This is a genomic window from Halorubrum rarum (assembly GCF_048380895.1).
In the GTDB taxonomy this organism is placed as follows: domain Archaea; phylum Halobacteriota; class Halobacteria; order Halobacteriales; family Haloferacaceae; genus Halorubrum.
Genome location: NZ_JBLWMN010000008.1, coordinates 46887 through 71559, shown reverse-complemented (window position 1 = coordinate 71559; position 24673 = coordinate 46887). Strand labels below are relative to the sequence as shown.

At 67.0% G+C, this 24673-nt stretch carries 25 protein-coding genes and 1 tRNA gene; 21 read left to right on the top strand and 5 right to left on the bottom strand.

Annotated elements, in window-relative coordinates; all coding sequences use genetic code 11:
* Positions 1-2 precede the first annotated feature (2 nt).
* The 7 genes from ACNSN7_RS08310 (at position 3) to ACNSN7_RS08280 (ending at position 8203) form a co-directional block, all read left to right on the top strand.
* Positions 3-2930 (top strand): DNA-directed RNA polymerase subunit A', encoded by a 2928-nt coding sequence (locus tag ACNSN7_RS08310; protein WP_418281815.1) that lies wholly within the window; start codon positions 3-5, stop codon positions 2928-2930.
* The gene (rpoA2, locus tag ACNSN7_RS08305) at positions 2923-4164 is read left to right on the top strand and encodes a DNA-directed RNA polymerase subunit A'' (protein WP_418281814.1); all 1242 of its coding nucleotides are present in this window, start codon (positions 2923-2925) and stop codon (positions 4162-4164) included. The genes ACNSN7_RS08310 and rpoA2 overlap by 8 nt, the downstream gene beginning before the upstream one ends.
* Positions 4164-4583: a NusA-like transcription termination signal-binding factor gene (locus ACNSN7_RS08300; RefSeq protein ID WP_418281813.1), complete on the top strand. Its 420-nt coding sequence runs from the start codon at positions 4164-4166 to the stop codon at positions 4581-4583. The genes rpoA2 and ACNSN7_RS08300 overlap by 1 nt, the downstream gene beginning before the upstream one ends.
* A gap of 53 nt (positions 4584-4636) precedes the next feature.
* Entirely contained in the window at positions 4637-5425 is a 789-nt protein-coding gene (locus ACNSN7_RS08295) for a DUF7537 family lipoprotein (protein WP_418281812.1), read from the top strand.
* Positions 5426-5669: 244 nt separating this feature from the next.
* A complete protein-coding gene (locus tag ACNSN7_RS08290) occupies positions 5670-6098 on the top strand; it encodes a 30S ribosomal protein S12 (RefSeq protein WP_418281811.1) in 429 nt (142 codons plus the stop codon).
* Complete coding sequence (locus ACNSN7_RS08285) at positions 6095-6745, top strand: 30S ribosomal protein S7 (RefSeq protein WP_418281810.1); 651 nt, start codon at positions 6095-6097, stop codon at positions 6743-6745. Before ACNSN7_RS08290 ends, ACNSN7_RS08285 begins: the two co-directional genes overlap by 4 nt.
* An 84-nt stretch (positions 6746-6829) precedes the next feature.
* On the top strand, positions 6830-8203 hold the full coding sequence (locus ACNSN7_RS08280) for a PQQ-dependent sugar dehydrogenase (RefSeq protein WP_418281809.1): 1374 nt from the start codon (positions 6830-6832) through the stop codon (positions 8201-8203).
* Positions 8204-8643: 440 nt separating this feature from the next.
* Here ACNSN7_RS08280 and ACNSN7_RS08275 read toward each other — a convergent pair.
* Positions 8644-8716, bottom strand: a tRNA-Arg gene (locus tag ACNSN7_RS08275).
* A gap of 140 nt (positions 8717-8856) precedes the next feature.
* Between ACNSN7_RS08275 and ACNSN7_RS08270 the strand changes: the two genes are divergently transcribed.
* From ACNSN7_RS08270 to ACNSN7_RS08255, 4 genes are all read left to right on the top strand, one after another.
* Positions 8857-9867, top strand: coding sequence for a transcription initiation factor IIB (locus ACNSN7_RS08270; RefSeq protein ID WP_418281808.1), 1011 nt, complete (start codon positions 8857-8859; stop codon positions 9865-9867).
* Positions 9868-10012: 145 nt separating this feature from the next.
* Positions 10013-11659: a sensor histidine kinase gene (locus ACNSN7_RS08265; protein WP_418281807.1), complete on the top strand. Its 1647-nt coding sequence runs from the start codon at positions 10013-10015 to the stop codon at positions 11657-11659.
* Positions 11660-11755: 96 nt separating this feature from the next.
* Positions 11756-13063: a DNA repair protein NreA gene (nreA, locus tag ACNSN7_RS08260; RefSeq protein WP_418281806.1), complete on the top strand. Its 1308-nt coding sequence runs from the start codon at positions 11756-11758 to the stop codon at positions 13061-13063.
* A gap of 44 nt (positions 13064-13107) precedes the next feature.
* Positions 13108-13365: a preprotein translocase subunit TatA gene (locus ACNSN7_RS08255; protein ID WP_418281805.1), complete on the top strand. Its 258-nt coding sequence runs from the start codon at positions 13108-13110 to the stop codon at positions 13363-13365.
* Between the two features lie 12 nt (positions 13366-13377).
* Here ACNSN7_RS08255 and ACNSN7_RS08250 read toward each other — a convergent pair whose 3' ends face one another.
* Entirely contained in the window at positions 13378-13674 is a 297-nt protein-coding gene (locus ACNSN7_RS08250) for a DUF7130 family rubredoxin-like protein (RefSeq protein ID WP_418281804.1), read from the bottom strand.
* Positions 13675-13755: 81 nt separating this feature from the next.
* Positions 13756-14769, bottom strand: a complete 1014-nt coding sequence (locus tag ACNSN7_RS08245) for a radical SAM protein (RefSeq protein ID WP_418281803.1) — start codon at positions 14767-14769, stop codon at positions 13756-13758.
* A gap of 219 nt (positions 14770-14988) precedes the next feature.
* On the opposite strand from ACNSN7_RS08245, the gene ACNSN7_RS08240 reads away from it, so the two are divergent.
* Positions 14989-16098 carry a DUF373 family protein gene (locus tag ACNSN7_RS08240; RefSeq protein ID WP_418281802.1) on the top strand — a complete coding sequence of 370 codons (1110 nt, stop codon included), beginning with the start codon at positions 14989-14991 and terminating at the stop codon, positions 16096-16098.
* Positions 16099-16123: 25 nt separating this feature from the next.
* On the opposite strand, the gene ACNSN7_RS08235 is transcribed toward ACNSN7_RS08240, so the two are convergent.
* On the bottom strand, positions 16124-17107 hold the full coding sequence (locus tag ACNSN7_RS08235) for a cell division protein CdpA domain-containing protein (RefSeq protein ID WP_418281801.1): 984 nt from the start codon (positions 17105-17107) through the stop codon (positions 16124-16126).
* A gap of 181 nt (positions 17108-17288) precedes the next feature.
* Between ACNSN7_RS08235 and ACNSN7_RS08230 the strand changes: the two genes are divergently transcribed.
* The 3 genes from ACNSN7_RS08230 to ACNSN7_RS08220 all read left to right on the top strand — a co-directional run bounded on the left by ACNSN7_RS08230 (position 17289) and on the right by ACNSN7_RS08220 (position 19089).
* Positions 17289-17582, top strand: coding sequence for a DUF5789 family protein (locus tag ACNSN7_RS08230; protein ID WP_418281800.1), 294 nt, complete (start codon positions 17289-17291; stop codon positions 17580-17582).
* A gap of 61 nt (positions 17583-17643) precedes the next feature.
* Positions 17644-18093, top strand: coding sequence for a DUF302 domain-containing protein (locus ACNSN7_RS08225; protein WP_418281799.1), 450 nt, complete (start codon positions 17644-17646; stop codon positions 18091-18093).
* A gap of 90 nt (positions 18094-18183) precedes the next feature.
* The gene (locus tag ACNSN7_RS08220) at positions 18184-19089 is read left to right on the top strand and encodes a ketopantoate reductase family protein (RefSeq protein ID WP_418281798.1); all 906 of its coding nucleotides are present in this window, start codon (positions 18184-18186) and stop codon (positions 19087-19089) included.
* Between the two features lie 87 nt (positions 19090-19176).
* On the opposite strand, the gene ACNSN7_RS08215 is transcribed toward ACNSN7_RS08220, so the two are convergent.
* Entirely contained in the window at positions 19177-19398 is a 222-nt protein-coding gene (locus ACNSN7_RS08215) for a DUF7556 family protein (protein WP_418281797.1), read from the bottom strand.
* Between the two features lie 234 nt (positions 19399-19632).
* On the opposite strand from ACNSN7_RS08215, the gene ACNSN7_RS08210 reads away from it, so the two are divergent.
* The 6 genes from ACNSN7_RS08210 to ACNSN7_RS08185 all read left to right on the top strand — a co-directional run bounded on the left by ACNSN7_RS08210 (position 19633) and on the right by ACNSN7_RS08185 (position 24659).
* Positions 19633-20481 (top strand): CBS domain-containing protein, encoded by an 849-nt coding sequence (locus tag ACNSN7_RS08210; RefSeq protein ID WP_418281796.1) that lies wholly within the window; start codon positions 19633-19635, stop codon positions 20479-20481.
* Positions 20482-22278 carry a glycine--tRNA ligase gene (glyS, locus tag ACNSN7_RS08205; RefSeq protein ID WP_418281795.1) on the top strand — a complete coding sequence of 599 codons (1797 nt, stop codon included), beginning with the start codon at positions 20482-20484 and terminating at the stop codon, positions 22276-22278.
* 1 nt (position 22279) lies between these two features.
* Positions 22280-22918 (top strand): dolichol kinase, encoded by a 639-nt coding sequence (locus ACNSN7_RS08200; protein ID WP_418281794.1) that lies wholly within the window; start codon positions 22280-22282, stop codon positions 22916-22918.
* A gap of 291 nt (positions 22919-23209) precedes the next feature.
* Positions 23210-23536 (top strand): DUF5783 family protein, encoded by a 327-nt coding sequence (locus ACNSN7_RS08195; protein ID WP_418281793.1) that lies wholly within the window; start codon positions 23210-23212, stop codon positions 23534-23536.
* A gap of 109 nt (positions 23537-23645) precedes the next feature.
* A complete protein-coding gene (locus ACNSN7_RS08190; RefSeq protein WP_418281792.1) occupies positions 23646-24017 on the top strand; it encodes a NifU family protein in 372 nt (123 codons plus the stop codon).
* A 222-nt stretch (positions 24018-24239) separates the two neighbouring features.
* Positions 24240-24659: a PPC domain-containing DNA-binding protein gene (locus tag ACNSN7_RS08185; protein ID WP_418281791.1), complete on the top strand. Its 420-nt coding sequence runs from the start codon at positions 24240-24242 to the stop codon at positions 24657-24659.
* Positions 24660-24673 lie beyond the last annotated feature (14 nt).

Genomic DNA, 24673 nt, shown 5'->3' with positions numbered 1-24673 from the left:
CAATGCAAACACCGAAAGTGCTCGGCGGCATCGACTTCGGCCTCATGGACCCGGAGACGTACCGGGACATGTCGGCGACGAAGGTGATCACGGCCGACACGTACGACGACGACGGCTATCCGATCGACATGGGGTTGATGGACCCGCGGCTCGGCGTCATCGACCCCGGTCTGGAGTGTCGAACCTGCGGGTCCCACTCCGGATCGTGTAACGGCCACTTCGGCCACATCGAGCTCGCCGCGCCCGTCATCCACGTCGGGTTCACGAAGCTCATCCGCCGGCTGCTCCGCTCGACGTGCCGCGACTGCGGCCGGCTCGCCTTGGACGACGAGCAGCGCGAGGAGTTCAGCGAGCGCTACGAGCGCGCCAAGGAGCTCGGCGACGACCCCCACGACGTGCTGAAGGCGGCCGTCCGACAGGCCCGAAAGGCGAAGACGTGCCCGTTCTGTGGCGAGCCGCAGGCGGACATCAAACACGAGAAGCCGACGACGTACTACGAGGTCCAGGACGTGCTCTCCGGGGAGTACTCCGAGCGCATCGCGGCCGCGATGCAGCCCGACGAGGAGGAGGACGATCCCGGAACGTCCCCCGGGGAGTTGGCGGACAAGACGGATATCGCTCTCGATCGGATCAACGACATCATGGCCGGCGAGTTCCGTCCCCGCAAGGAGGACCGCCGCGCCATCGAGAAGGCGTTATCCGTCGATCTAACCGAAGAGGACATGAACAAGCTGATGCCCTCGGATATCCGCGACTGGTTCGAGGACATCCCCGACGAGGACCTCGAGGTGCTCGGAATCGACTCTCAGGACTCCCGACCGGAGTGGATGATCATGACGGTGCTCCCGGTGCCGCCGGTGACGACGCGTCCCTCCATCACGCTGGACAACGGCCAGCGCTCGGAGGACGACCTCACCCACAAGCTCGTCGACATCATCCGGATCAACCAGCGGTTCATGGAGAACCGCGAGGCGGGTGCCCCGCAGCTCATCATCGAGGACCTCTGGGAGCTGCTCCAGTACCACGTCACCACGTTCGTCGACAACGAGATCAGCGGGACGCCGCCGGCCCGACACCGCTCCGGACGACCCCTCAAGACGCTCTCTCAGCGGCTGAAAGGGAAGGAGGGCCGCTTCCGCGGCTCGCTGTCCGGCAAACGCGTCAACTTCTCGGCGCGGACGGTCATCTCGCCGGACCCGACGCTCTCGTTGAACGAGGTCGGCGTCCCCGACCGCGTCGCCACGGAGATGACCCAGACGCTCAACGTCACCGAGCGCAACGTCGAGGAGGCGCGCCAGTACGTCCGAAACGGCCCCGAGACGCATCCGGGTGCGAACTACGTGCGTCGCCCCGACGGTCGTCGCCTCAAGGTGACCGAGAAGAACTGCGAGGAGCTCGCCGAGAAGGTCGACTCCGACTGGGAGGTGAACCGACACCTCGTCGACGGCGACATCGTGATCTTCAACCGGCAGCCGTCGCTCCACCGGATGTCGATCATGGCCCACGAGGTCGTGGTGATGCCGTACAAGACGTTCCGGCTCAACACGGTCGTCTGTCCGCCGTACAACGCCGACTTCGACGGCGACGAGATGAACATGCACGCGCTCCAGAACGAGGAGGCGCGCGCCGAGGCGCGCGTGCTCATGCGCGTCCAAGAGCAGATCCTCTCGCCGCGATTCGGCGGGAACATCATCGGCGCGATCCAGGACCACATCTCCGGGACCTACCTGCTCACCCACTCGAACCCCGAGTTCACGGAGACGCAGGCGCTGGACCTGCTGCGTGCGACCCGCGTCGACGAGCTCCCTCAGGCGGACGGCGTCGACGACGCCGGAAACGAGTTCTGGACCGGCCGGACGCTGTTCTCGGAACTGCTCCCCGACGACCTCTCTTTGGAGTTCACCTCCTCGACCGGGGACACCGTCCGCATCGTGGACGGCCAGCTGATCGAGGGGACGATCGACGAGGACGCCGTCGGCGCGTTCGGCGGCGAGGTCGTCGACACGCTCACCAAGGTGTACGGGGAGACGCGCGCCCGCGTGTTCATCAACGAGATCGCGTCGCTAGCGATGCGCGCGATCATGCACTTCGGCTTCTCGATCGGGATCGACGACGAGTCGATCCCGCCGGAGGCCGAACGACAGGTCGACGAGGCGATCGGAAGCGCCTACGACCGTGTACAGGAACTGATCGATACGTACCACGCGGGCGAACTCGAGTCGCTGCCGGGACGCAGCGTCGACGAGACCCTGGAGATGAAGATCATGCAAACGCTCGGGAAGGCCCGCGACTCCGCGGGAGAGATCGCCGACCAGCACTTCGGCGACGACAACCCGGCGGTCGTGATGGCCCGCTCCGGCGCGCGTGGGTCGATGCTGAACCTCACGCAGATGGCCGGCTCCGTCGGTCAGCAGGCGGTTCGCGGCGAGCGGATCAACCGCGGTTACGAGGACCGGACGCTCAGCCACTACCAGCCGAACGACCTCTCGGCGGAGGCGCACGGCTTCGTGGAGAACTCCTACCGCGGCGGGCTCACGCCGGAGGAGTTCTTCTTCCACGCGATGGGTGGCCGCGAGGGGCTGGTCGACACCGCGGTCCGGACGTCGAAGTCCGGCTACCTGCAGCGTCGGCTCATCAACGCGCTCTCGGAGCTCGAAGCGCAGTACGACGGGACGGTGCGGGACACCTCCGGCACCATCGTCCAGTTCGAGTTCGGCGAGGACGGCACCTCGCCGGTGAAGGTGTCCTCCGGCGAGGGCGACGGCATCGACATCGACGGCATCGCCGATCGCGTCATACAGGCGGAGTTCGGCTCCGCGGAGGAGAAGGAACGGTTCCTCGGCGAGAAGGCACCGCCGACGAACCTCTCGGAGCACGCCGGACCGGGCCTGAACAAGGCCGGCGGTCTGGGGGTGGAATCAGATGACTGAGTACGACAACGTTACCGACGACATGGAGGCAGTGGTGGAGGCGACCGAGCTTCCGTCCCGGCTGAAGACGAACGTCTACGAGACGATAGCGGAGAAGGCCGAGGAACACGGCGAGGTCACGATCGAACAGGTGACCGACATCGCGACCGGCGTCGAGAACCGATACATCGAGACGCGCGTGGATCCCCTCGACCCGGTCGGAACGGTTTCCGCACAATCGATCGGTGAGCCCGGAACGCAGATGACGATGAACACCTTCCACTACGCTGGCGTTGCGGAGATCGACGTCACGCAGGGGCTCCCCCGGCTCATCGAGCTGGTGGACGCCCGGAAGACGCCGGACACGCCGATGATGACGGTCCATCTGGACGGCGAGTACGCGACCGACCGCGAGAAGGCCCACGAGGTCGTCTGGTCGATCGAGTCGACGCGCATCCTCGCGCTCGGCGACGTGTCGACGAACGTCGCGGACATGCTGGTTCGGATCGACCTCAACGACGACACGCTGTTGGAGCGGTGGCCGACCCACTCGAACCCCTCGGAGGTCGCCGCGATCGTCGCCGAGACGATCGAGGACGCGCTCGGCGTGAACGCGCGCCAGTCGGGAACCGTGATCGAGTTCGGCCCCAACGAGCCGAGCTACCGCGAGCTGCTCCAGCTCGTCGAGCGGCTCCGCGAGATCGTGTTCAAAGGGATCGAGGAGGTCGAGCGAGTCGTCATTCGGAAAGAGGAGATCGACGGCACCGAGGAGTTCGTCCTCTACACCGAAGGCTCCGCCTTCGGCGACGCGCTCGACATCGAGGGCGTCGACGCCTCGCGAACGACGTGTAACAACATCCACGAGATCTACCGGAACCTCGGCGTCGAGGCGGCCCGCGAGACGATAATCAACGAGACGAAGAACACGCTCGAAGAGCAAGGGCTCGACGACGTGAACGTTCGGCACCTCATGCTCGTGGCCGACATCATGACGAACAACGGCGAGATCGACTCGATCGGTCGGCACGGCATCTCCGGGTCGAAGGACTCGGTGCTCGCGCGTGCGGCGTTCGAGGTGACGGTGAACCACCTGCTCGACGCCGCCATCCACGGCGAGTACGACGAGCTCGACGGCGTCATCGAGAACGTCATCGCCGGCAAACCGATCGCGCTCGGTACCGGCGACGTCGACCTCCGGATGGGGTCGCGAGTCATCGGCGACGGCGGTCGCTCGGTCGACGAACGGACCGACTGATGCGGGTCGAGCTCTCCGACGAGGCACGGCGATACATCGGTCGGTTCGACGAGCTGACCGGCGTCTCGCCGAGGGACTGTCTCGTGGAGGGCGACCGGATCGTCTTTCTCGTTCCGGCGGGCGAGATGGCCGCGGCGATAGGACAGGACGGCCAGACGGTGCAAGCGGTCGAGCGGGAACTCGATGCCTCGATCGAGCTGGTCGCGGACGCCGAGACGCCCGAGGAGTTCGTGGCGAGCGCACTCGCGCCCGCCGCGGTCAACGCCGTGACCGTCTCCGAGCAGAACGACCGGATCGCGTACGTCGAGGTCGCGGACGCGGATCGAGGGGTCGCCATCGGCGGAGACGGCCGGAACATCGAAACCGCTCGAACGCTGGCGAAGCGTCACCACGACATCGACGACATCCAGCTGACCTGACGCGGCACTGCGGGCCCGCGGTCCTTTTCACTCGCCAGTACCTCCCGGTTCTCATGCAACGACGACGGTTTCTCACGGGCATCGCCGGCGGCGTCACCGTCGGAACGGCGGGCTGTAGCGCGCCACTGGGCGGCGGCGACACGGCGATCACGGACGTCGAGTGGCTCGATGGGGACGGCCTCGACGCCGACCTGCTCGCGGAGCGTCACTCGGACGCGCTCGTCGAGGCCGGAAGCTTCGAGCTGTTCTCGACGGCCGAGACGACCCACGACGGCGACGAGGAGCCGAGCCGCTGGCTCCCCTCACAGGAGTACGAGGCTCGCTTCGAGACGGAGCGCGATCGACAGTACCTCCGGCAGGAACTGACCGACGCCGAGGAACCCGACGTCTTCGAGCTGTACGTCGCGGACGACGAGGCGTTCGGCAGGGAGACCGCCGGCGACGAGGTGGTTTCGAACCGACGGTCGATCGACCGGTCGAGCGAGGCGTTCCGCGAGGCCATGCGCGAGGAGTCGCGCGCCGGGGTCGCCGGGGTCGGCGGGTGGAACATGACCGTCGAGGACCGTATGGCCGAGTTCGACGGCGAACGGACCGTCATGCTGGTCGCCGACGAGTTCACTGGCGACGCCGGCGTTCCGGAAGCGGTCGCGACGGCCGAGGCGACGATGCACGTCACGGCCGACGGGGTCGTGCCGAGCCTCGATCAGTGGTGGGAGGGAACCCAACGCGGTCAGGGAGCGTCCGTCGAGGTCGACATCGCGTTCCGCGACGTCGGCGAGACGACCGTCGACGAGCCCGACTGGGTGGCCGATGTCCGCGAGAGCGACGACGGCGGCACGTAGGCCGATGGGTGGCCGATGTCCGCGAGAGCGACGACGGCGGCACGTAGGCCGATGGGTGGCCGGAATCCCGAGCGGAAACGACGGCCTCTCGACGCGGCTTACCGGCTCAACGGTCGTGAGCAGTCGCGGTTGGATGACGAAACACCCTCAGATCACTTAATGGGTACCTCTCGAGGGATCTGAGGCCGTTTCACGGGATCGAAAGAGGGACGCTTAAGTATCTCCGTCGGGAAGAACGGATACGATGGCGAACGGCAAATATGCCGCCCGTAAGCTCAACAAGGACCGGCAGAAGCGACGCTGGTCCGACTCCGAGTACGCTCGGAGAGAGCGCGGGCTCAAAAAGAAGTCAGACCCCCTCGAAGGCGCGCCGCAGGCGCGCGGTATCGTCCTCGAGAAGGTCGGGATCGAGGCAAAGCAGCCGAACTCGGCGATCCGAAAGTGTGTCCGCGTTCAGCTCATCAAGAACGGGAAGCAGGTCACCGCGTTCTGTCCCGGTGACGGTGCGATCTCGTTCATCGACGAGCACGACGAGGTCACCATCGCCGGAATCGGCGGCGCGAAGGGTCGTGCGATGGGCGACCTCTCCGGCGTCAACTACAAAGTCGAGAAGGTCAACGGCGTCTCGATGATCGAACTGGTTCGCGGAAACGCGGAGAAACCGGTCCGATGAGCGGAGAAGAAGCCGACGCCGAGGTCGACGCCGAGACCGCAGCGGACGAGCCCGAGCCGGACGCGCCCGCGGCGAGCGAGACCGCCAACGCGAACGCGCAGCTGTTCGGCGTCTGGGACGTCACGGAGATCGCCTACGAGGACCCCTCGACGAAACGCTACATGACCGTGACCCCCATCGCGCACACGATGGGCCGTCACGCGTCCAAGCAGTTCAAGAAAAGCGAGATATCGATCGTCGAGCGGCTCATCAACCGGCTGATGCAGACGGACGAGAACACGGGGAAGAAACAGCAGGCGACCCGAATCGTCCGTGACGCGTTCGACATCATCCACGAGCGCACGGAGGAGAATCCGGCACAGATCCTCGTTACGGCCGTCGAGAACGCCGCGCCGCGCGAGGAGACCGTCCGCCTGAAGTACGGCGGGATCTCCGTCCCGAAGGCCGTCGACGTCGCACCCCAGCGCCGCGTCGACCAGGCGCTGCTGTTCATCTCCGACGGCGTCGCGAACGCGACGTACAAGTCGACCACCTCCGCCGCGGAGGCGCTCGCACAGGAGCTGATCGCGGCCGCCGACTACGACGTGCAGACGTACTCCATCTCGCAGAAGGAAGAGCGCGAACGCGTCGCCGCCGCCGCCCGCTAACGCGGGAGCCGTTTTCGGTTCTCCCCCGCTTTTCGTTCGTCGCCGAGAGCATCACTTTTAGCCGCGGCTCCCCGAACCGTGGCCATGAACCGCGACCGACGCCGCTTCCTCGCCGCCGGACTCACGGGCGTCGCCGGACTCGCCGGCTGTCTCGGCGACGATTCGGGTACCGGCGTCACGAACGGCGATACGACGCCGACGGCGACCCCCGTCGAGGACACCGACTACGACCTCTCCGTCGACCACGACGTCGAGTCGTGGAACGGGTACGATCCCGACTGGGAGCCGGCCATCGACCCGCCGGCGCTCGACGCGGAGGTGGAGACGGTGATCGAGGGATTGGAGGTCCCGTGGGACCTCGCGTTCGCCCCGGACGGCGATCTGTTCGTCTCCGAGCGGGTGGGGCGGATCACTCGGTACGACGGCGACGAGCTGACGGAGCTCGCAGCTCCCGACGTCATCGATCGCGCCGACTCGGTCGATCCGGACGCCGAGGAGACGAGCTGGTGGGACGGCGGCGGCGAGGGCGGGCTGATGGGGCTCGCGGTCCATCCGAACTACCCCGACGTCCCGCTGGTGTACGCGGTGTACACGTACGAGGCGGGGCCCGACGACTATCGGAACCGCGTGGTCTACTACGACGCCGACGCCGAGGATCCGGGCGAGACGGAGACGGTCGTGATCGAACCGATCCCCGGTCACGAGATCATCCACAACGGCTCGCGGATCGCGTTCGGGCCCGCGAACTACCTCTGGGTGACGACGGGCGACGCCGACGACCTGTCCGCACCGTCGGATCCGACATCGTTGGCCGGGAAGGTGCTCAGAGTGGAGCCAGACGGGAGTGCCCCCGCGGACAACCCGGACCTGGGCGGCGACGACCGCGTGTTCTCGACCGGGCACCGCAACCCGCAAGGGATCTCCTTTCTCCCCGACGGAACGCCGATCGTCACCGAGCACGGGCCGGCGTCTCGCGACGAGATCCAGATCCTTCGTCCGGGCGATGATCACGGATGGGGTCCCGAGGGGGGACGGGCGCGCGACGGCGACACCTATCCCGGCACTGAGTTCGACCGCCCGGTCGTCAATACGGGGACGTCGGAGACGTGGGCCCCCTCCGGCTGCGTCTTCTACACGGGCGAGGGGGCCGAGTCGTGGCGGAATCGACTGCTCGTCGGTGGACTCGCCTCTCAGCGGATCAACGTCGTGACGCCGTACCGGCGCGAGGGCGAGCCCGCGGACGACACCGGCGGCGTCCGCCACGACGCCGACTGGATGGACGGAGAGTACGACGCGGTTTCACACGGATTGCTCGAGGACGAGCTCGGCCGGATCCGCCACGTCGAGCAGGGACCCGACGGCGCGGTGTACGCGATAACGTCCAATCGGGACGGTCGTGCCCGCGGATCGTTCCCTCGCGGAGACGACGACCGGCTCGTTCGACTCACGCCGCGGTGACGCTGCCGACGAGTGGATGACTCGAACGGTGAGAAGGGCGAACAGGCGGTGCGTGTGGCCGTCCCCGCGACGTGAACGGTGCGTCAGTACTCACGTCAACGGCGACGGAGATACCGCACGGGACCACACCGCACACCCGCGTTCTCCCGTGTGGCGGTCGAACGGAGCACGGAGCGTCTGGCCGCGGTATGAGTTATAAGTGGTGGGTGGATCCGAATCCGGTGGATCGGATCCGTCCAGAGAGATATTGAGTTCGAGACGGGCGAGCGGACTCGACGTCACGCCCGGAACGTTCATCGCGTGTTCGGTGGCGTTCCCATCGAAGCAGCACCGTGAGCGTCCTGACGGAGGTCAACGCGAGCGAACGCGAGCGTGAGTCACGCCCAGGATCGAACGACGAAGCGGGTGCTGCGCAACGCGAAGCACTCGCAAGAAGTGAGCGTCCTGACGGAGATTTGAACTCCGGTCCCTGGCTCCGCAAGCCAAGAGGATAGTCCACTACCCTACCAGGACTCATCTCTACGTACCGGGGAGATACTTAAGACGGTTACGGTCCGGTGGTCCCGTGCCGAGCGGTCGCACGGGCGATCCGAGATCTCGACCCGTCCGCCAAGAACATTTAAGTTAATCGACTAAATTAGTATATAAATGCGATGACACGGCCAACCCGGCAGCGGGATCACGACCGGCAGCGCACGCGGGGGGACGAAGAGGGGGGACGGGAGGTCGGTGACGACGTCGACATCGACGTCGACGAACTGGATCCGGAGGATCTGGACCCGGAGGATCTGGACTCGGAGGACCTCACTCGGACGGCCGATGGCGAACTGATACACGAGGAGACGGGACTGATTCTCGAAGAGGATCAGATCGATCCCGGCCCGGAGTGGCGCGCGTTCAACCACTCGGAGCGCCAGTCGAAGTCCCGCGTCGGCGCGCCGACGACGAAAACGATGCACGACAAGGGGTTGACGACGACGATCGACTGGAAGGACAAGGACGCGTACGGACGGTCGCTGTCCTCGGAGAAGCGCTCCCAGATGCACCGGCTCCGCAAGTGGCAGGAGCGCATTCGGACGAAGGACGCGGGCGAGCGCAACCTCCAGTTCGCGCTCTCGGAGATCGACCGCATGGCGTCGGCGCTGGGCGTCCCGCGGTCGGTCCGTGAGGTCGCCTCCGTCATCTACCGGCGGGCCTTAAAGGAGGACCTCATCCGCGGACGATCGATCGAGGGCGTCTCCACGGCCGCGCTGTACGCCGCCTGTCGCAAGGAAGGGATCCCCCGATCGCTCGAGGAGATATCCGACGTCTCCCGAGTCGAGCGCAAGGAGATCGGTCGGACGTATCGGTACATCTCCCAGGAGCTCGGCTTGGAGATGCGTCCCGTCGACCCCAAGAAGTACGTCCCCCGCTTCTCCTCGGAGCTCGAGCTGAGCGAGGAGGTCCAGTCGAAGGCCAACGAGATCATCGAGACGACCGCGGAGAAGGGACTGCTCTCGGGGAAATCCCCGACCGGCTATGCCGCAGCCGCCATCTACGCCGCCTCCCTGCTGTGTAACGAGAAGAAGACCCAGCGCGAGGTCGCCGACGTCGCACAGGTGACCGAGGTCACCATCCGCAACCGGTATCAAGAACAGATCGAAGCGATGGGTATCCACGGCTGAGGGCGCGCTCCGCTCGATCGCGGACTCCCGTCTCGACCCGGTCGTCGACGGCACCTATCGTCTCCGCATTTACGGTCAAGTACCTGACACCTCTCCGACGATGACGCCCCACAGTTTTTAACACCGAGTGCTCGAAGGGGGAATCATGACGGTATCCCAGTTACCGGGCAACGTCGTTCTCGTGGGGTACCTCTTCGTGTTCGGAATCGCCGCCGTCGTCTCGTTCGCGAGCATACGGCAAACCCAGTACATCGAAGACGTCGACACGCGACGTGGGTTAATGGCGCTGTTGGCGACGAGCGGGTTGTGGGCAGTGTTACATATCGGATACCTCGCCGCACCGTCGGTGCGGCTCCAGTACGGTTTCTACATCGCCGGGCTGGTCGTTGGGCTGGCGACCGTCGGTCCGTGGCTCTATTTCTGTTCCGCATACACCGGACGTTCCTATCACAACAACCGGACGGTCCGCCGGCTCGCAGTCGGCAGCTACCTCACGATCGTCGCGGTGAAAGTGACGAACCCGATCCATCAGCAGTACTTCACCGCCGAAGTCGCCACCACACCGTTCACCTATCTGGTGATCCATCACGAGCCGCTTCACTGGATCGTGATGGGGCTCGCGTACTCGCTGGCGTTCGTCGGCATCTTCATGCTGTTCGAGCTGTTCGTCCAGGTCGACTTCGACACGAAGCCGCTGATCGCGGTCGTCTCGCTCACCGGACTGCCGGTCCTGCTCGACGTCGTCGGGGCAGCAACGCCGTTGCTCCTCGACGTCACCTACTCCGCGCTCGGTGTGGCCGCCTTCGCCGTCGGCGTTCTCTACGTGTACTTCGACCGGTTCCAAACCGTGCAGCTGGCCGGTGAGGTCGACGATCCGATCATCGTTCTTGACGGAGAGGGACACGTACAGGACTTCAATCGGAGCGCGAGAGCGTTGTTTCCCGCGCTCGCGGACGCGATCGGCACGCCGTTTGACGACGTGTTGCCGTCGATCGCCAGCGCCGTCGACACCGACGGCGACGACGTCCGGACGTTCCAGATCGACGGAGACACCCGGTACTACAGCGTCTCTGAGAACCCGTTTACTGCCGTCGGCGAACGGCTCGGACGGTCGATCATCCTCACCGACGTGACCGAGCGGGAGCGGTACCGTCGCGAGCTGGAACGCCAGAACGATCGATTGGACCGGTTCGCGAGCATCGTCTCCCACGACCTGCGGAACCCGTTGAACATCGCGCAGGGGCGGATCGACCTCGCGCTGGAGACGGACGGGGACGACGAGGGGTTGGCCGCGGCGAAGCGGGCGCTCGACCGAATGGAGGCGCTCATCGAGGATGTCCTGCGGTTGGCCCGACTCGGCCAACCGATCGATGAGACGGAGCGCGTGACGGTCGGAGACGTCGCCACCGACGCGTGGGAGATGGTGGAGACGGAGGCGGCCTCGCTGGTCGTCGAGGGAGACGGTGACTGCTCGATCGAGGCGGATCCGCTCCGGCTCCAGCAGCTGTTCGAGAACCTGTTCCGGAACTCGCTGGAACACGGGGGAAGCGACGTGATCGTCACGCTCGGCCCGTTAGACGACGCGTCGGGCTTCTTCGTCGCCGACGACGGAGCGGGGATCCCCGAGGACGTCCGCGATCGGCTGTTCGAGTTCGGGTTCACGACCTCCGAGAGCGGCACGGGGTTCGGCCTCGCGATAGTCGAGGAGGTCGTGAACGCGCACGGCTGGTCGATCCGTGCGACCGACGCCGAGGGCGGTGGGGCCCGGTTCGAGATACGGACGAAGCGCTGAGCCCCTGCGCTCCGACCCCGCCTCCGGCGTCGTGACGGGTTACCGCCGGCACGGTACGAGCAACGTTCAAGCCGCCGGACCACCAACGTCCGATGAATGCGGCTCGACGAATTCCTCGAGTTCGAGACGAACGAGCGGGCCGAGCGACGGCGGCTGGCCCGCGAGAAGGACTACGCGATCGTCGACCATCTCGAGTCCTTCGAGCGGCGCTTCGAGGAGCACGTCTCCGACGACGCGATCGTCGGGAGCGTCTCTCCGTCCATCTTCGTCGGACGGTCGAACTACCCGAACGTCTCGACCGGGCTGCTCTCCCCGGTCGGTCGCGAGGAACGGGCGGAACGGTTCGAGACGTCCGCGGCGTGGTACGAGGAGCACGTGTCGATCACGGACGTGTTCGACCGTCGGACCAGCCTGCTCAACGCCAATCGGATCACGGACGTCGGCAGCGTCGGCTCCGGTGGAAGCGTCGGCTCCGGCGACGGAACCGTCCACGACGCGTGGGACGGGTGGCTCGGCGTCCAACGCGAGGTCGCGATCGCGGACCGCCCGGTCGACGTCGAGATCGGACTGGACGGGACGCCCGAGATCGATCTCGACGTCGGCGTCGAGGACGTGAAGACGCCGACCGGGCCGCGAGCGACCGCGAATCGGGCCGAGCTCGGCGAGAACCCGCACGTTCCCCGACCGGTGAAAAAGACCTTGGAGGACGACGACTGGACGGCGGCCGGGGCGATGACGTATCTGTATCGTCGCGGGTTCGACGTGTACGAGATCAACACGATCCTCTCGGCGGGCGCGCTCGGTCGCGGCGAGAACCGTCGGCTCGTCCCGACGCGGTGGTCGATCACCGCCGTCGACGACACGGTCGGGCGATACCTCCGCGGAACGGTTCGCGACGCGCCCACGGTCGACGAGATCGAGGTCCACCGAAACGAGTACCTCGGCAACGCCTTCTGGGTGATCCTCGTGCCGGGCCGGTGGGAGTACGAACTCGTCGAGCTGAAGGCACCCGGCTCGATCTGGAACCCGGATCCGGCGGCCGGAACGTACCTCGCGGCCGCAAGCGAGGGTCGCGAGGGACGGACGGGATACGTCGACGAGACGGCCGGCGCGTACTACGCGGCCAGACTCGGCGTGCTCGATCACCTCCACGAGCGTGGCCGACAGGCGAAGGTCTTGGTCTGCCGGCACGTCTCCGACGACTACTGGGGACCAGTCGGCGTCTGGCAGGTCCGGGAGGCGGTTCGGAACGCCTTCGAGGGCGAACACGGCACCGCGGAGACGTTCGGCGAGGCGGTCCGGGGCGTCGCCGACCACCTCCCGGTCCCGCTCGCTCGCCTCCGACGCAAGTCGACGATGGTCGCCGGGCTCCAGGCGAACCTAGCCGATTTCGTCGACACCTGACCCCGTCCCGTACCTTTTCATATCGTCGCCGAGACGCTTCGGCCATGGTCCCGACAGTCCCCGCCATGGGCGGTATCCCGGCCGGTCCGGAACTGCTGATCGTCATGATCCTGTTCGCGTTCCTCCTCCTCCCGCTGATCGCGGTCGTGGTCGTCGTGCTCCTGTTGCGGACGCGGTCCGACGGCGACAACGACGGCGAACGGATCGCCGAACTGGAAGCGGAGGTCGAGCGGCTCCGCGAGAAGGTCGAAGCGGGAGAGAAGCGCGAGGTAGCGGGAGAGAAGCGCGAGGAAGCGGAGTGAAGCGCCGCGCGGTCAGTCCTCCGCCCAGTAGTACAGGTCCTCTCGCGGCGCGTCACAGTTCGGACAGTTCGCGGGGAGCTGATCGCCGATCTCACCCATCTCGCCGCACTCCCAGCACCGCCACATCACGTAGGCGGTCCCGAACACGTCTCGGGCGTCGGTGAGGGCCAGCGACCCCGACCCCGCGGGCGACGACACGTAGAAGCCGTCGTCGTCGACGCCGCGAACGGAGCCGAGTCGTTCCCCGTCCTCGTCGTACACCGATTGACCGATGCTCACGTCGGCAAATTCCGGTTCGTCGGTAGCCATACGTGTCGATACGGCCCGATCTCTCTTAAGCGTGACACACGTGAACACAGTGAATGAGCGACATGCGACGCGATCGGCCCGCTACGCGGCGGGCGTGCGCTCGACGGGCGTACGCTCGACGACCGTGCCGTTCACGGTCGGGTACTGCTCGACGATCTCGCCGTCGTCGATGTCGCCGTCGGAGACCATCTCCTCGAGGAGCCACCAGGCGACTTCGACGTGGTTCGACTTGACGCTGTAGAACTCCTCGGGGACGCCCAGCGCCTCGAAGCGGTCGACGTCGGTGTACGTCTTGCCGTACACGATCGTGCCGTCGTCGGTCACCTCGTCGAACTCGCGACGGACGTTCCTCGCCATCCGCTTCAGGCGGTTGCGGTGCTGGGCGGCGTCTTTGAACACCGACGTACAGAAGTACACCTTCTCGTGGGAGGCCATCTCCGCGACGATCGCGCCGTCCTTCGATCCCTCGACGGCGGACATGTGGCCCTCCTGAAGCTCGAACCCCTCCGCTTGCATCCGTCGGTAGTTCCCGTCGCTCATCTCGAACTCGTTGACGTTACAGAACTCCGCCGCGCCCTCGTCGAGGAACTCGAGGAACTCCGGCTCCGCGCGGATGCCGGGGATCTCGAAGGCGGGCGTGAGACCCTCCTCGCGGGCGATGTACAGGATCTCCTCCCACTCGGTTCCGTGCATGTCGCCCCACAGCTCCAAGGGCGGGTGAAAGCGGATCTCGTCGAGCCCGGCCTCGCTCAGGCGGCGCATGTTCTCGCGGCCGCCCGGGATCCCCGTGTACAGGTGGGTGTGGTGGTCCTCGCCGAACTCGTCTTTGAGCAGTTCGAGGTACCGGCACGTCTTCGCCATCGCCTCCTGCGGCTCGCCGCCGGTGATCGAGGTACCGAGCGCGCTCATGCGTTTCGCCTCCGCGATCACGTCCTCGTCGGACTCCACCTTCCGTTCGTTGGCGTACACGTCGGTGACGTTCTTCCGGTTCTCTCCGAGGGGACAGTAGAAACAGTCCCGCTGGTCACAGTAGCCGTAGACGAAAAGCACCATCTTGCCGCCCTTGGCGCACTGTTCACAGCCCTTGGAGATCATCTACACCCATCTACCGGCTCAGGCCTCAAAAAGCGTCCGAAGCGCCGATATCGAGCGCCACGAGTTGACACACGGGACACACGGCGGGTCTCCACAGGTCGCGCCCCGTCGGTACGTGATGAACGAGATCGTACATGAATCGAGTGACCGCGACTGGGGCCCGACCGCACTCCCGTGAGGGCCGAAAGCATATGCCGACCCCACTCGTACTGAGCGCAGATGCTGCTCGTCCTCTGTGTCGACCTCGACGACGACCTCGGCCGAAAGACGGGAGCCGAGACGCCCGTCATCGGCCGCGACGCCGTCGAGGCGGCCGCCGTCGCGCTCGCGACGGTCGATCCGGAGGACTCCGACACGAACGTCCTCTTTCAGGGGATCAACACCCACGACGAGTTGGCGGCGACGGGCGAGGCCGTCGAGGTCGCCGCCGTCACCGGTGTCGAGGGTTCGGACGTGAAGGCGAACCGCGCCGTGGGCGCGGAGATCGATCGGGTCCTCGCTGAGCTGTCGACCGGCGAGGAGGTGTCGGCGATCGTCATCACCGACGGCGCACAGGACGAGTCCGTCCTCCCCGTGATCCGCTCGCGAATGCCGATCGACGGCGTTCGCCGTGTCGTCGTCCGGCAGGCACAGGACCTCGAATCGCTGTACTACACGATGAAACAGGTGCTCGCCGACCCGGAGACCCGCGGGACGATCCTCGTCCCACTCGGGATCCTGCTCCTCATCTATCCGCTGGTCGTCGTCGCCAACCTCTTCGACGTCGCCGGCGCGGCGGTGTTGGGGATCATCTCCGGACTCGTCGGCCTGTACTCGCTGTTCCGCGGACTCGGGTTAGAGGAGAGCGTCGACGGCGCGGCCGACACGGTCCGGAACGTCCTCTACGCGGGGCGGGTGACGCTCATCACCTACGTCGTCGCGCTCGCGTTGATCGTCGTCGGCGGCGTACAGGGAACCGAGACGGTCGCGGCGGTCCGTGAGGTACACGACGGCGTGCTCCCGGTCGCCATCGCCGTCGCCGCGTTCGTCCACGGGGTCGTCCAGTGGCTCGCGGTGGCGGGCGTCACGTCCAGTCTCGGACAGATCACCGACGAGTACCTCGCCGGCCGGTTCCGGTGGCGGTACCTCAACGCGCCGTTCTACGTCGTCGCGATCGGACTGGTGTTGTACGCGGTGTCCGGGTTCTTCCTCCCGCCGGCACCCGGCGTCACACCGTTGGAGCTCGGCGAGCTCGCGCTTGCGCTCGCGGCCGGCACGCTCGTCGGCGTGTTGAGCACGCTGGCGTTCGCGATTGCCGAGTCACAGCTTCCGTCCGCGGAGCCGACCTAGCCGTCCGCAGGAGTTGGCCGACACCCTACCTCGGCGTCCACTCCTCGCAGGCGTCCATGTCGTCCATGAGTTCGTCGTAGTGGCCACAGTACGGCTGCATCCCCTCGTCCGTGCGGACGTAATCGAATCTCGTACAGTTGCCACAGTACGTGTCACCCGGCCCGTTTCGCGGTGACGTCCGCCGATCGGCGGTCGGAGACGTGGCGGTCCGCGGACCGTCAGCCGCCCCCGATTCACCGCCAAGCGGCGAGGAGATCGACTTCGTCGCGCTCCCCCCGTCGCTGACGCCCGTCGAGCCGCCGAGCGCGGACGAGCCGCCGACCGACGACCGGGACGAGCGGGACGGGACAGCGGAGTCCGATCGGTCGGGCGTCGACTCGTCGGAACCGCCGCCGGTCTGCGGCCGGTTCGTCTGTGTTTTGACGTCGCCGTCGGGCGTCGAACCGAGGAGACCGACGCCGCCGCCGAGATCGCCGAGTCGGTCGCGTTCGACCTCGATGACTTTCGTTTCGCCCTTATGAGTGACTTCCATGGTGACGGTGCCGCCGGGGTCGTTCCGCGTTTTGAAGTTGGCGACGCCGACGAACAGACACCAGAACGTCGTCGCCGCGCCGAGGAAGTAGATACCCGCGGTGGGGAGCGTGAGGTCGGTCAGCTCCGGTCGCGGGCCGCCGACCCACTGGTAGGGGTACGCGTGCGCGAACAGGGCCACGCCAAGCGCCATCACCGCAGCGCCGACGACGGCCGCCGCGCGGGTGGTCCGATCGGCCGGCAACACGGTCATGACGCCGAGCATGACGAGCGGGACGCCGAGCCCGCCGAGTATCCCGCCGTACAGACGGGCCTCACCGGACGAGTACGTCCCGCTCGCGAGCACCTCCGCGGCCGTGAGAATGCCGACGACGAGCAGCAGCGTTCCCCCCGCGAACAGCGCCACGCCGAGGTACAGCCGCCGCGAATCGACCTCGGAGCGTCCCCGACCCCCGTACGTCTCCGAGAGACTGGTCATACGCGGGCTACGTGGTCCTCCCTGAAAACAGTATGTCAGACGTACCCCGGGCGATCGGCGTCGGAGTCGGCGTCGAACGGGAGGGCTCAGGGGCGGGTCACACCCGGCGAAAGTCCCATCCGACGCGCGGAGACGTGAAGCGATCGAAAACGTTAGGCCCGATGGAACGGAACCGCGAGGTATGAGCGACACCGAAGCGGAGGACGCCGAGGAGGCCGAGCCCGCGGTCGAACTCGGTGACGGTCCCGACGTCGACGGCGAGCCGATCGCTCGCGTCGCCGCCCGTCTCACGTGGCCCGCGAAGAACAGCGACGTCCGAACCCAGGAGGGCGACGCGGTCGTCAGAACGCCCGACGGCCCCAAAGAGCTCGACGCCGTGTTGGTCGACACCGACCGCCCCCTGTTCGAGAGCCGCGGCGAGTTCGTCGACGCCGTCGAGAGCGTCGTCGGCTCCGGTCCCGTCGCGACCGAGTAGCGAGCGGTCCGGATCGCCGCCGTCCCCCACCCTTTTGCCCGAGCGACCCCAATCATGAGTCATGACGCTCCCGTTCGATCCCGCGGCGCTTGACCCCGACGACCTCGGCGAGAAACGAGCGACGCTCGAGATGGACCACGACGAGGCCGTCGAACGCGTTCGGACGGTGTGTACGGACGCAGGCTTCGGCGTCCCCGTCGAGTTCTCCCCCTCGGAGCTGTTGAACGAGAAGGTCGACGCCGACCGTGACCCCTACTACGTGCTCGGGGCGTGTAACCCCGCGATCGCCGACCGCGCGCTCTCGGCGACCGACGGCCGGATCGGTGCGCTGTTCCCGTGTAACATGGTGATCCAGGAGATCGAACCCGGCGAACAGCTCGTCTACCACGTCTCGATCATGAAGGTCGCCCGCCTGCTCGGGTTCGCCGTCGACGACGAGGAGATGGACGAGATCATCGCGGAGACCGGTGAGCTGGTCGAGTCGGTGTACGAGCGGCTCGAGGAGGCGTAGCGACCGCGTCCCGGACACCGGTCGGCCGCCGCCGTCGATGGGGTCCGATCGACCGTCATTTCTTTGCTCCCTCCGGACGTGACCGGAGCCATGGAGGTGCTCGTCTACGGTGCGGGCGCGCTCGGCAGCCTCGTCGGCGGGCTGTTGGCCCGCAGACACGACGTCACGCTCGTCGGGCGGGACCCGCACATGCGACGGATACGGGAGGAGGGTCTCCGTATCGAGGGCGCTGTCGACGCACACGTTCATCCGCGGGCGGTGACGGACGGGTACGGTCGGTCGGCGGAGCTGGCGCTCGTGACGACGAAGGCGTACGACGTCGACGAGGCGGCCCGCGGGCTCGCAACGGGAACGTACGAGGCGGTCTGTTCGCTGGCCAACGGGCTCACGGAGGAGCGGCTCGTCGCCGCGCTCGACACGGTCGTCCTCGCCGGGACGGCGACGTACGGCGCACGGTTCCGCGAGCCGGGACGCGTGTCGTGTACGGGCGTCGGTGAGATCGCGGTCGGGTCGCTGTCCGGCGGTCCGGATCCGATCGCCGAGCGGGTCCGATCGGCGTTCGAGGACGCGGGCGTCGAGGCGGTCGCAGCGTCGGACATGCCCCGCCGCCGCTACGAGAAGCTCGCAGTCAACGCGGGGATAAACGGCCCCTCGGCGCTCGCACGGACCGACAACGGAACGACCCTGGACGGGCCGGCGGGCGACGTGGCCCGCGAGACCGCCCGCGAGGTCGCCCGTGTCGCGCGGGTCGAAGGTGTCGACCTCGCGGACGACGAGGCCGTCGCCGCCCTCGAACGGGTGGCCGACGACACCGCGACCAACCACTCGTCGATGCGCGAGGACGTCGAGAACCGGCGGCGGACCGAGGTCGACGCGATCTACGGGGCCGTGGTCGATCGCGCCGACGCGACCGCGGTGTCGGTTCCGACGTGCCGGACGATCGCGTCGCTGCTGCGAGGGTGGGAGACGGGACTGGACCGTCGCCCCGACGAGTAGTGCTCCGACGAGTAGCCCCGGCAGCGGTCACGCTCCGTGGAGTGACCCAGCGAGGAGACGGTCGAGGAAAGAACGGTCGCTATCGACTCAACACCACTCCTCGAGGACGGTGGCGTCCGTCTCGTCGACGGACATCCACGCGTTCTCGCGAGAGACGTCGGCGATCACGAGCTCCGGTCGGGACTGGGAGGCGTCGATGGACGCCATTACGTCCGTCGACGGCGTCGGGATCGTCTCCGCACCCGTCGGCAGTTCCGTCGGCCGACGATCAGGGTCCGGTTCGTCCCAGGGAGTGGAACTCCGTGACATGGTTGACATCAACCAGCAGCCAGTAATAAGGGTTGCGGATCGATAGCATGAGACGGGGATATTGAGCACAGTCATGCAGTAATATTCGGATAGATGGACCGTTCGTTTTCAATACAGCCGTGAGCCGGACGTATGCTCGAACTCGCGTCGATAGCCGTTCCGGTCGGTCACGTTCGCGCGCACACGACGAATCGCTTCGCAGTATACAAGAGGTGGCACGGCAAAGGACGGGTCATGAACGTGTCCGACGCCATGACTCCGCGGGCGGATCTCGTCGTGGTCGAGATTCCCGGCAGCCGAAACGACGTCTTAGAGTACATCCAGGAGTACGGATTCTCCTCGGTACCGGTGGTCAAAGAGGTCGACGGCGAGGAGGTGTACCGCGGGCTCGTCTCGCGGGACGATCTGATCGAACAGCCGGACGAAGACCAGCTCGCGCTGTTGATGCGCGAGGTCCCGACCGTCGAGGCGAGCGACGACCTCCGTGAGGCGGCCGCGACGATGGTCGCCGAGCAGTCCCGCCGTCTGCCGGTCGTCGACGGCGACGCGCTCGGCGGGATCGTCACCGTCACCGACGTCGTTCGGGCCATCGCTCGCGGCGAGGTCGACGGGGAACGCGAGGTCGGACCGCTCGCGACTCGGACGGTCAACACCACGTACGTCGGGACGCCGCTCCCGGTCGCGGAACGCGAGATCGGCCTCGCGGACGTTCCCTACGTCGTCGTGCTCGGTGACGACGCGCGGATGGCCGGCATCCTCACCGAGGTCGACATCCTCGCGGTCGCCCGCGTCGTCGAGGGCGAGGCGAGCACCGGTAACTCCATCGCCGAACAGGACTCCGAGTGGTCCTGGGAGGGGATCAAGGCGATCGGTGCACGGTACCTTCCGACTCGGAACGTCGAGATCCCGGCCGAGGAGACGCGTCACTTCATGACGAGCGACCTCGTGACCGTCTCCGGGACCCGAACCGCAAAGGAGGTCGCCCAGGAGATGATCGCCAACGACATCGAGCAGGCCCCGCTCGTGAGCGGCGGCGAGCTCGTGGGCATCGTCCGCGACGTCGACCTCCTGGAGGGCATCTGAATGGCGAGCGCCGACCTCGTCGAACTGGCGAAGCGACGAGGGTTCTTCTTCGGCTCGAACGGCGCGTACGGTGGCACCGCCGGGTTTTACACGTTCGGACCGCAGGGCGCGGCCCTGAAGCGGAACGTCGAGGAGGCGTGGCGCGATCGCTTCACCATCAAGGAGGGGAACCGCGAGATCGAAGCGCCCACGATCATGCCCGAGGCCGTCTTCGAGGCGTCCGGTCACCTCGACGGCTTCGACGACATGCTCGTGGAGTGCGGCGAGTGCGGCGAGTCCCACCGAGCGGACCACCTCGTCGAGGACGCCACCGACGTCGAGGACGCCGAGGCGCTCCCCGGCGAGGAGGTCGAGGCGCTGATCGCCGACCACGATATCGCCTGTCCGTCGTGTGGTACCCCCCTCGCCGGCGAGGCGGTCGAGGACTTCAACCTCATGTTCCGGACCGACATCGGGCCGGGGGACTCCCAGCCCGGCTACCTGCGACCGGAGACAGCACAGGGGATCTTCGTCGAGTTCCCGCGCTTGAAGGAGTACGCCCGGGGGAGCCTCCCGTTCGGGATCACCCAGATCGGTCCCGCCTACCGCAACGAGATCTCTCCGCGCGGCGGTCTGCTCCGCCTCCGGGAGTTCACGCAGGCGGAGTTGGAACAGTTCATCGACCCCGAGACGGACGAGCCACCGATCGAGCGGGTCGCAGACGTCGAGGTTCGGCTGTACCCGGCGACTGAACAGGAGCGCGAGGACGGCGACTACCTCGAGACGACCGTCGGCGAGGCGATAGACGAGGGAGTCATCGGCTCCGCGTGGGTCGGCTACTACCTCGGCGTGGCCCAGCGGTGGTACGACCGGGTCGGCGTCGATCCCGATCGGTTCCGATTCCGCCAGCACCTCGCGGGCGAGCGCGCCCACTACGCCGCCGACTGCTGGGACGCGGAGTCGGAGATCGACGGCGACTGGGTCGAGATCGCCGGTTTCGCGTCCCGCGGCGACTACGACCTCTCGAAACACGACGAGTACGGCGACGACTCCTTTACCGTGTTCAAACGCTACGAGGAGCCGAAGACGGTCGAGCGCGCGACCGTCGACCCGGACATGGCGACGCTCGGCCCCGAGTTCGGCGGGGACGCCGCGGCGGTCGCCGACGCCCTCGAAACGCTCGCGGAGCGCGATCCGGACGCGTTCGAGCAGGACACGGTCACGGTCGAGATCGGCGACGGCGACGATCGTGAGACGTGCGAGGTCGACGCCGACGTCGCGAACTTCTCGATCGAGACGGTCACCGAGAACGGCGAGCACATCACGCCGCACGTCGTCGAACCCTCCTTTGGCGTCGGCCGAACGGTCCAGACGCTGCTCGCGCACGCCTACCGCGAGGACGAGGTCGACGGGGAGGAGCGGACGTACCTCGCCTTGGAGCCGGAGATCGCGCCCCGCGACGCCGCCGTGTTCCCGCTCGTCACCAGCGACGAGCGCCTGACGGAACTGGCAGACCGCGTGGCCGCCGACCTCCGCGAGGCCGGGCTGTCGGTGGCGTACGACGACTCCGGTTCCATCGGTCGGCGCTACCGACGTCAGGACGAGGTCGGGACCCCGTTCTGTGTCACCGTCGACCGGGACGGCGTCGAAAGCGACGGCGAAGCGACCGTAACGGTGCGCGAGCGCGACTCCGCGGCACAGGGACGCGTTCCCGTCGACGAGTTGGCGGACGAGCTGGCCGCGTTGCGTGCGGGAGACGGGTTCGAGGGGCTCCTCGATCGGTACGAACCCGTCGAAACCGACGTGGAGACGAACTGACGTGACCCTCCCTGCGGCGGACTGGCGCGAGCGCATCGAGTTCGAGCGTCGACTGGTCCACGCGGGAGGAACCCTGTACCCGGTTCCGTACCTCCTCGGGTGGCTCTCGTGGACGGAGACGGGATACCTGCTCGTCGCGGGACTCGTCGTCGTCACCGTGCTGGAGGCGCTTCGACTGTCAGACGCCGCGGGTCCGCTCGACCCGCTGTACGACGCGTTGGTACGCGAGTACGAGGCCGACGGCGTCGCCGGCTACGCGCTGTATCAGCTCAGCATGACCGGGGTCGGGCTGCTGGCGGCCACGTCGGTCGCGAGCCCGTCGATCGCGATCCCTGCGATGTGGATGCTGTCGCTCGGTGATCCGGTGAGCGGCGCGCTCGGTGACAACGCGGCGACGGAGCCGAAACGCCCCGCCGTGTGGGTCGCGATGTTTCTCGTCTGTGTCGCGCTCGCGACGCCGTTTACCGTGCCCGCGTTCGGGACGACCGCGGGTGTCGCCGTCGCGGTCGCCGGAGCGAGCGCCGCGACGATCGCCGACGGGTTGCCGCCGGTGATCCGCGACGTCGCCGTCGACGACAACCTCACCATCCCGCCCGCCGCCGCCGCCGCGATGCTCGCGGTCCTCGCGATCATCGGGTGACGCGATAGCCGACGGCCGAGGCCGACGCGGCCTCATCGAAGATCGACACTCCGTGAACGACCCGCATCTCGCTGCACGGGCTCCGTGAGCAGCGCGTTCCTTCCGACGACGCCTCCGGGCGTTCCCGTTCATCGCCCGGCGAACAAGTGAGGATTGTGTATTGCCATATGGAGTTTATCAGAGATGGCTCGGCGCTCCCCGGATCGGAAAGCCTCCCGTTGACGAACCCGGGGTTCAGGGACGCAGCCCGCGATCGACCGTCTTTTTCCCGTCGACGACCGACGTCCGAGTATGGCCGACGAGTTCGATCCGGAGAAGTTCGAGGACAAGTACGTACACTACTTCCAGGAGCTCCAGCGGGCGTACAAGAACGCCTTCAACCGGATGAACGAACGGTACGACTCGGAGCTGATCCACGGGATCGACCAGATGGTGCTCAACGAGTCCGAACCGTTCTACGAGGACGGTGAGTTCCGGGTCGAACTCCCGGAGAACCCGCGCGAGCGCCTACAGGGCGTCCTCGTCGACGACGAGACGTTCGAGGACGTACTGGAGACGTACGTCGATCGGATCGAGGAGGAGCTCCACCGGACGCTCGGCGTCGATCGCTCCGAGTGAACGACGAGGGGTACTGCTCGAGGGCCCGGAGCGATTCGAACGCCGCACGAGGCGACGGATCGGGAAAACGAACCAAACACATAAGCACGGCGACCACCAACCGAGACGTATGAGCACGGAAACGAGCGACGCGGACAACGATCTCCGCGAGCGGATCACGAACTTCCTGCGGCGCAACTTCCCGCAGATCCAGATGCACGGCGGGAGCGCCGCGATCAGTCACCTCGACCGCGAGACGGGCGAGGTCCACATTCAGCTCGGCGGTGCCTGCTCGGGCTGTGGCATCTCCCCGATGACGATTCAAGCGATCAAGTCGCGAATGGTCAAGGAGATTCCCGAAATCGAGTCCGTCCACGCCGACACCGGCATGGGTGCCGGCGCGGACGGCGACCTCGGCGGCACGGGCGGCACGTCGCCCTCGTTCCCCGGCGAGACGAGCGGCGACGGCGAGGACGACGAAGGTCCGCAGGCCCCCTTTTAACGCAGATAGCCCGTTTCAGGGCCCCGAGCGCAGAGAGACGCTGCGCCAGTTTTCGACCGCGTACGAGTTGTTACGCCGATCCGAACCAGGGACGGCGATCCCGCTCGGCCGTGATAAATCACATATCGCGATATAGAAATACGCGATTCGGAGATCGCGACAGACGCCTCGAGACCGGGGCGAGTGAAGCCTTTTTGCCCCCGTGGACCGTCACCGGTTCCTATGCACTATCGGGAAGTCGAGCCGACGGCCGAGTACGTCGCACGGTTCGAGACGGGAGCCGATTGGCGCGAGGAGATCGAGGACCTCGCCCGCGAGGAGTCGGTCGAGGCGGGGTGGTTCACGGCGCTCGGTGCGGTACAGGACGCCGACGTCTGGTTCTACGACCAGGAGGACACCGAGTACCGGTCGGTGACGTTCGACGAGCCGCTGGAGGTCGCCGCCTGCGTCGGCAACGTGTCGCTGCTCGACGGCGACGTCTTCGCGCACACCCACGCGGTGTTGTCGCGGCCGAGCGGACAGGCGCTCGCGGGGCACCTCGACGCCGCGACCGTCTGGGCGGGCGAGTGTCACCTGCGCGCGTTCGCGGAGCCGCTGGAGCGCGATCACGACCCGGTCACCGACCTGGATCTGTGGCTCTGATGGATCGGAGACGG

What these genes read in the sequence shown, in the direction of transcription:
- ACNSN7_RS08235 (WP_418281801.1), bottom strand. Translation starts at nt 17,107, where the DNA reads ATGACCAGTCTCTCGGAGACGTACGGGGGTCGGGGACGCTCCGAGGTC.
- ACNSN7_RS08190 (WP_418281792.1), top strand. Translation starts at nt 23,646, where the DNA reads ATGAGCACGGAAACGAGCGACGCGGACAACGATCTCCGCGAGCGGATC.
- ACNSN7_RS08245 (WP_418281803.1), bottom strand. Translation starts at nt 14,769, where the DNA reads ATGATCTCCAAGGGCTGTGAACAGTGCGCCAAGGGCGGCAAGATGGTG.
- ACNSN7_RS08295 (WP_418281812.1), top strand. Translation starts at nt 4,637, where the DNA reads ATGCAACGACGACGGTTTCTCACGGGCATCGCCGGCGGCGTCACCGTC.
- ACNSN7_RS08210 (WP_418281796.1), top strand. Translation starts at nt 19,633, where the DNA reads ATGAACGTGTCCGACGCCATGACTCCGCGGGCGGATCTCGTCGTGGTC.
- rpoA2 (WP_418281814.1), top strand. Translation starts at nt 2,923, where the DNA reads ATGACTGAGTACGACAACGTTACCGACGACATGGAGGCAGTGGTGGAG.
- ACNSN7_RS08290 (WP_418281811.1), top strand. Translation starts at nt 5,670, where the DNA reads ATGGCGAACGGCAAATATGCCGCCCGTAAGCTCAACAAGGACCGGCAG.
- ACNSN7_RS08185 (WP_418281791.1), top strand. Translation starts at nt 24,240, where the DNA reads ATGCACTATCGGGAAGTCGAGCCGACGGCCGAGTACGTCGCACGGTTC.
- ACNSN7_RS08280 (WP_418281809.1), top strand. Translation starts at nt 6,830, where the DNA reads ATGAACCGCGACCGACGCCGCTTCCTCGCCGCCGGACTCACGGGCGTC.
- ACNSN7_RS08225 (WP_418281799.1), top strand. Translation starts at nt 17,644, where the DNA reads ATGACGCTCCCGTTCGATCCCGCGGCGCTTGACCCCGACGACCTCGGC.
- ACNSN7_RS08250 (WP_418281804.1), bottom strand. Translation starts at nt 13,674, where the DNA reads ATGGCTACCGACGAACCGGAATTTGCCGACGTGAGCATCGGTCAATCG.
- ACNSN7_RS08230 (WP_418281800.1), top strand. Translation starts at nt 17,289, where the DNA reads ATGAGCGACACCGAAGCGGAGGACGCCGAGGAGGCCGAGCCCGCGGTC.
- nreA (WP_418281806.1), top strand. Translation starts at nt 11,756, where the DNA reads ATGCGGCTCGACGAATTCCTCGAGTTCGAGACGAACGAGCGGGCCGAG.
- ACNSN7_RS08310 (WP_418281815.1), top strand. Translation starts at nt 3, where the DNA reads ATGCAAACACCGAAAGTGCTCGGCGGCATCGACTTCGGCCTCATGGAC.
- ACNSN7_RS08285 (WP_418281810.1), top strand. Translation starts at nt 6,095, where the DNA reads ATGAGCGGAGAAGAAGCCGACGCCGAGGTCGACGCCGAGACCGCAGCG.
- ACNSN7_RS08220 (WP_418281798.1), top strand. Translation starts at nt 18,184, where the DNA reads ATGGAGGTGCTCGTCTACGGTGCGGGCGCGCTCGGCAGCCTCGTCGGC.
- ACNSN7_RS08270 (WP_418281808.1), top strand. Translation starts at nt 8,857, where the DNA reads ATGACACGGCCAACCCGGCAGCGGGATCACGACCGGCAGCGCACGCGG.
- ACNSN7_RS08255 (WP_418281805.1), top strand. Translation starts at nt 13,108, where the DNA reads ATGGTCCCGACAGTCCCCGCCATGGGCGGTATCCCGGCCGGTCCGGAA.
- ACNSN7_RS08215 (WP_418281797.1), bottom strand. Translation starts at nt 19,398, where the DNA reads ATGTCACGGAGTTCCACTCCCTGGGACGAACCGGACCCTGATCGTCGG.
- ACNSN7_RS08240 (WP_418281802.1), top strand. Translation starts at nt 14,989, where the DNA reads ATGCTGCTCGTCCTCTGTGTCGACCTCGACGACGACCTCGGCCGAAAG.
- ACNSN7_RS08300 (WP_418281813.1), top strand. Translation starts at nt 4,164, where the DNA reads ATGCGGGTCGAGCTCTCCGACGAGGCACGGCGATACATCGGTCGGTTC.
- ACNSN7_RS08265 (WP_418281807.1), top strand. Translation starts at nt 10,013, where the DNA reads ATGACGGTATCCCAGTTACCGGGCAACGTCGTTCTCGTGGGGTACCTC.
- ACNSN7_RS08195 (WP_418281793.1), top strand. Translation starts at nt 23,210, where the DNA reads ATGGCCGACGAGTTCGATCCGGAGAAGTTCGAGGACAAGTACGTACAC.
- glyS (WP_418281795.1), top strand. Translation starts at nt 20,482, where the DNA reads ATGGCGAGCGCCGACCTCGTCGAACTGGCGAAGCGACGAGGGTTCTTC.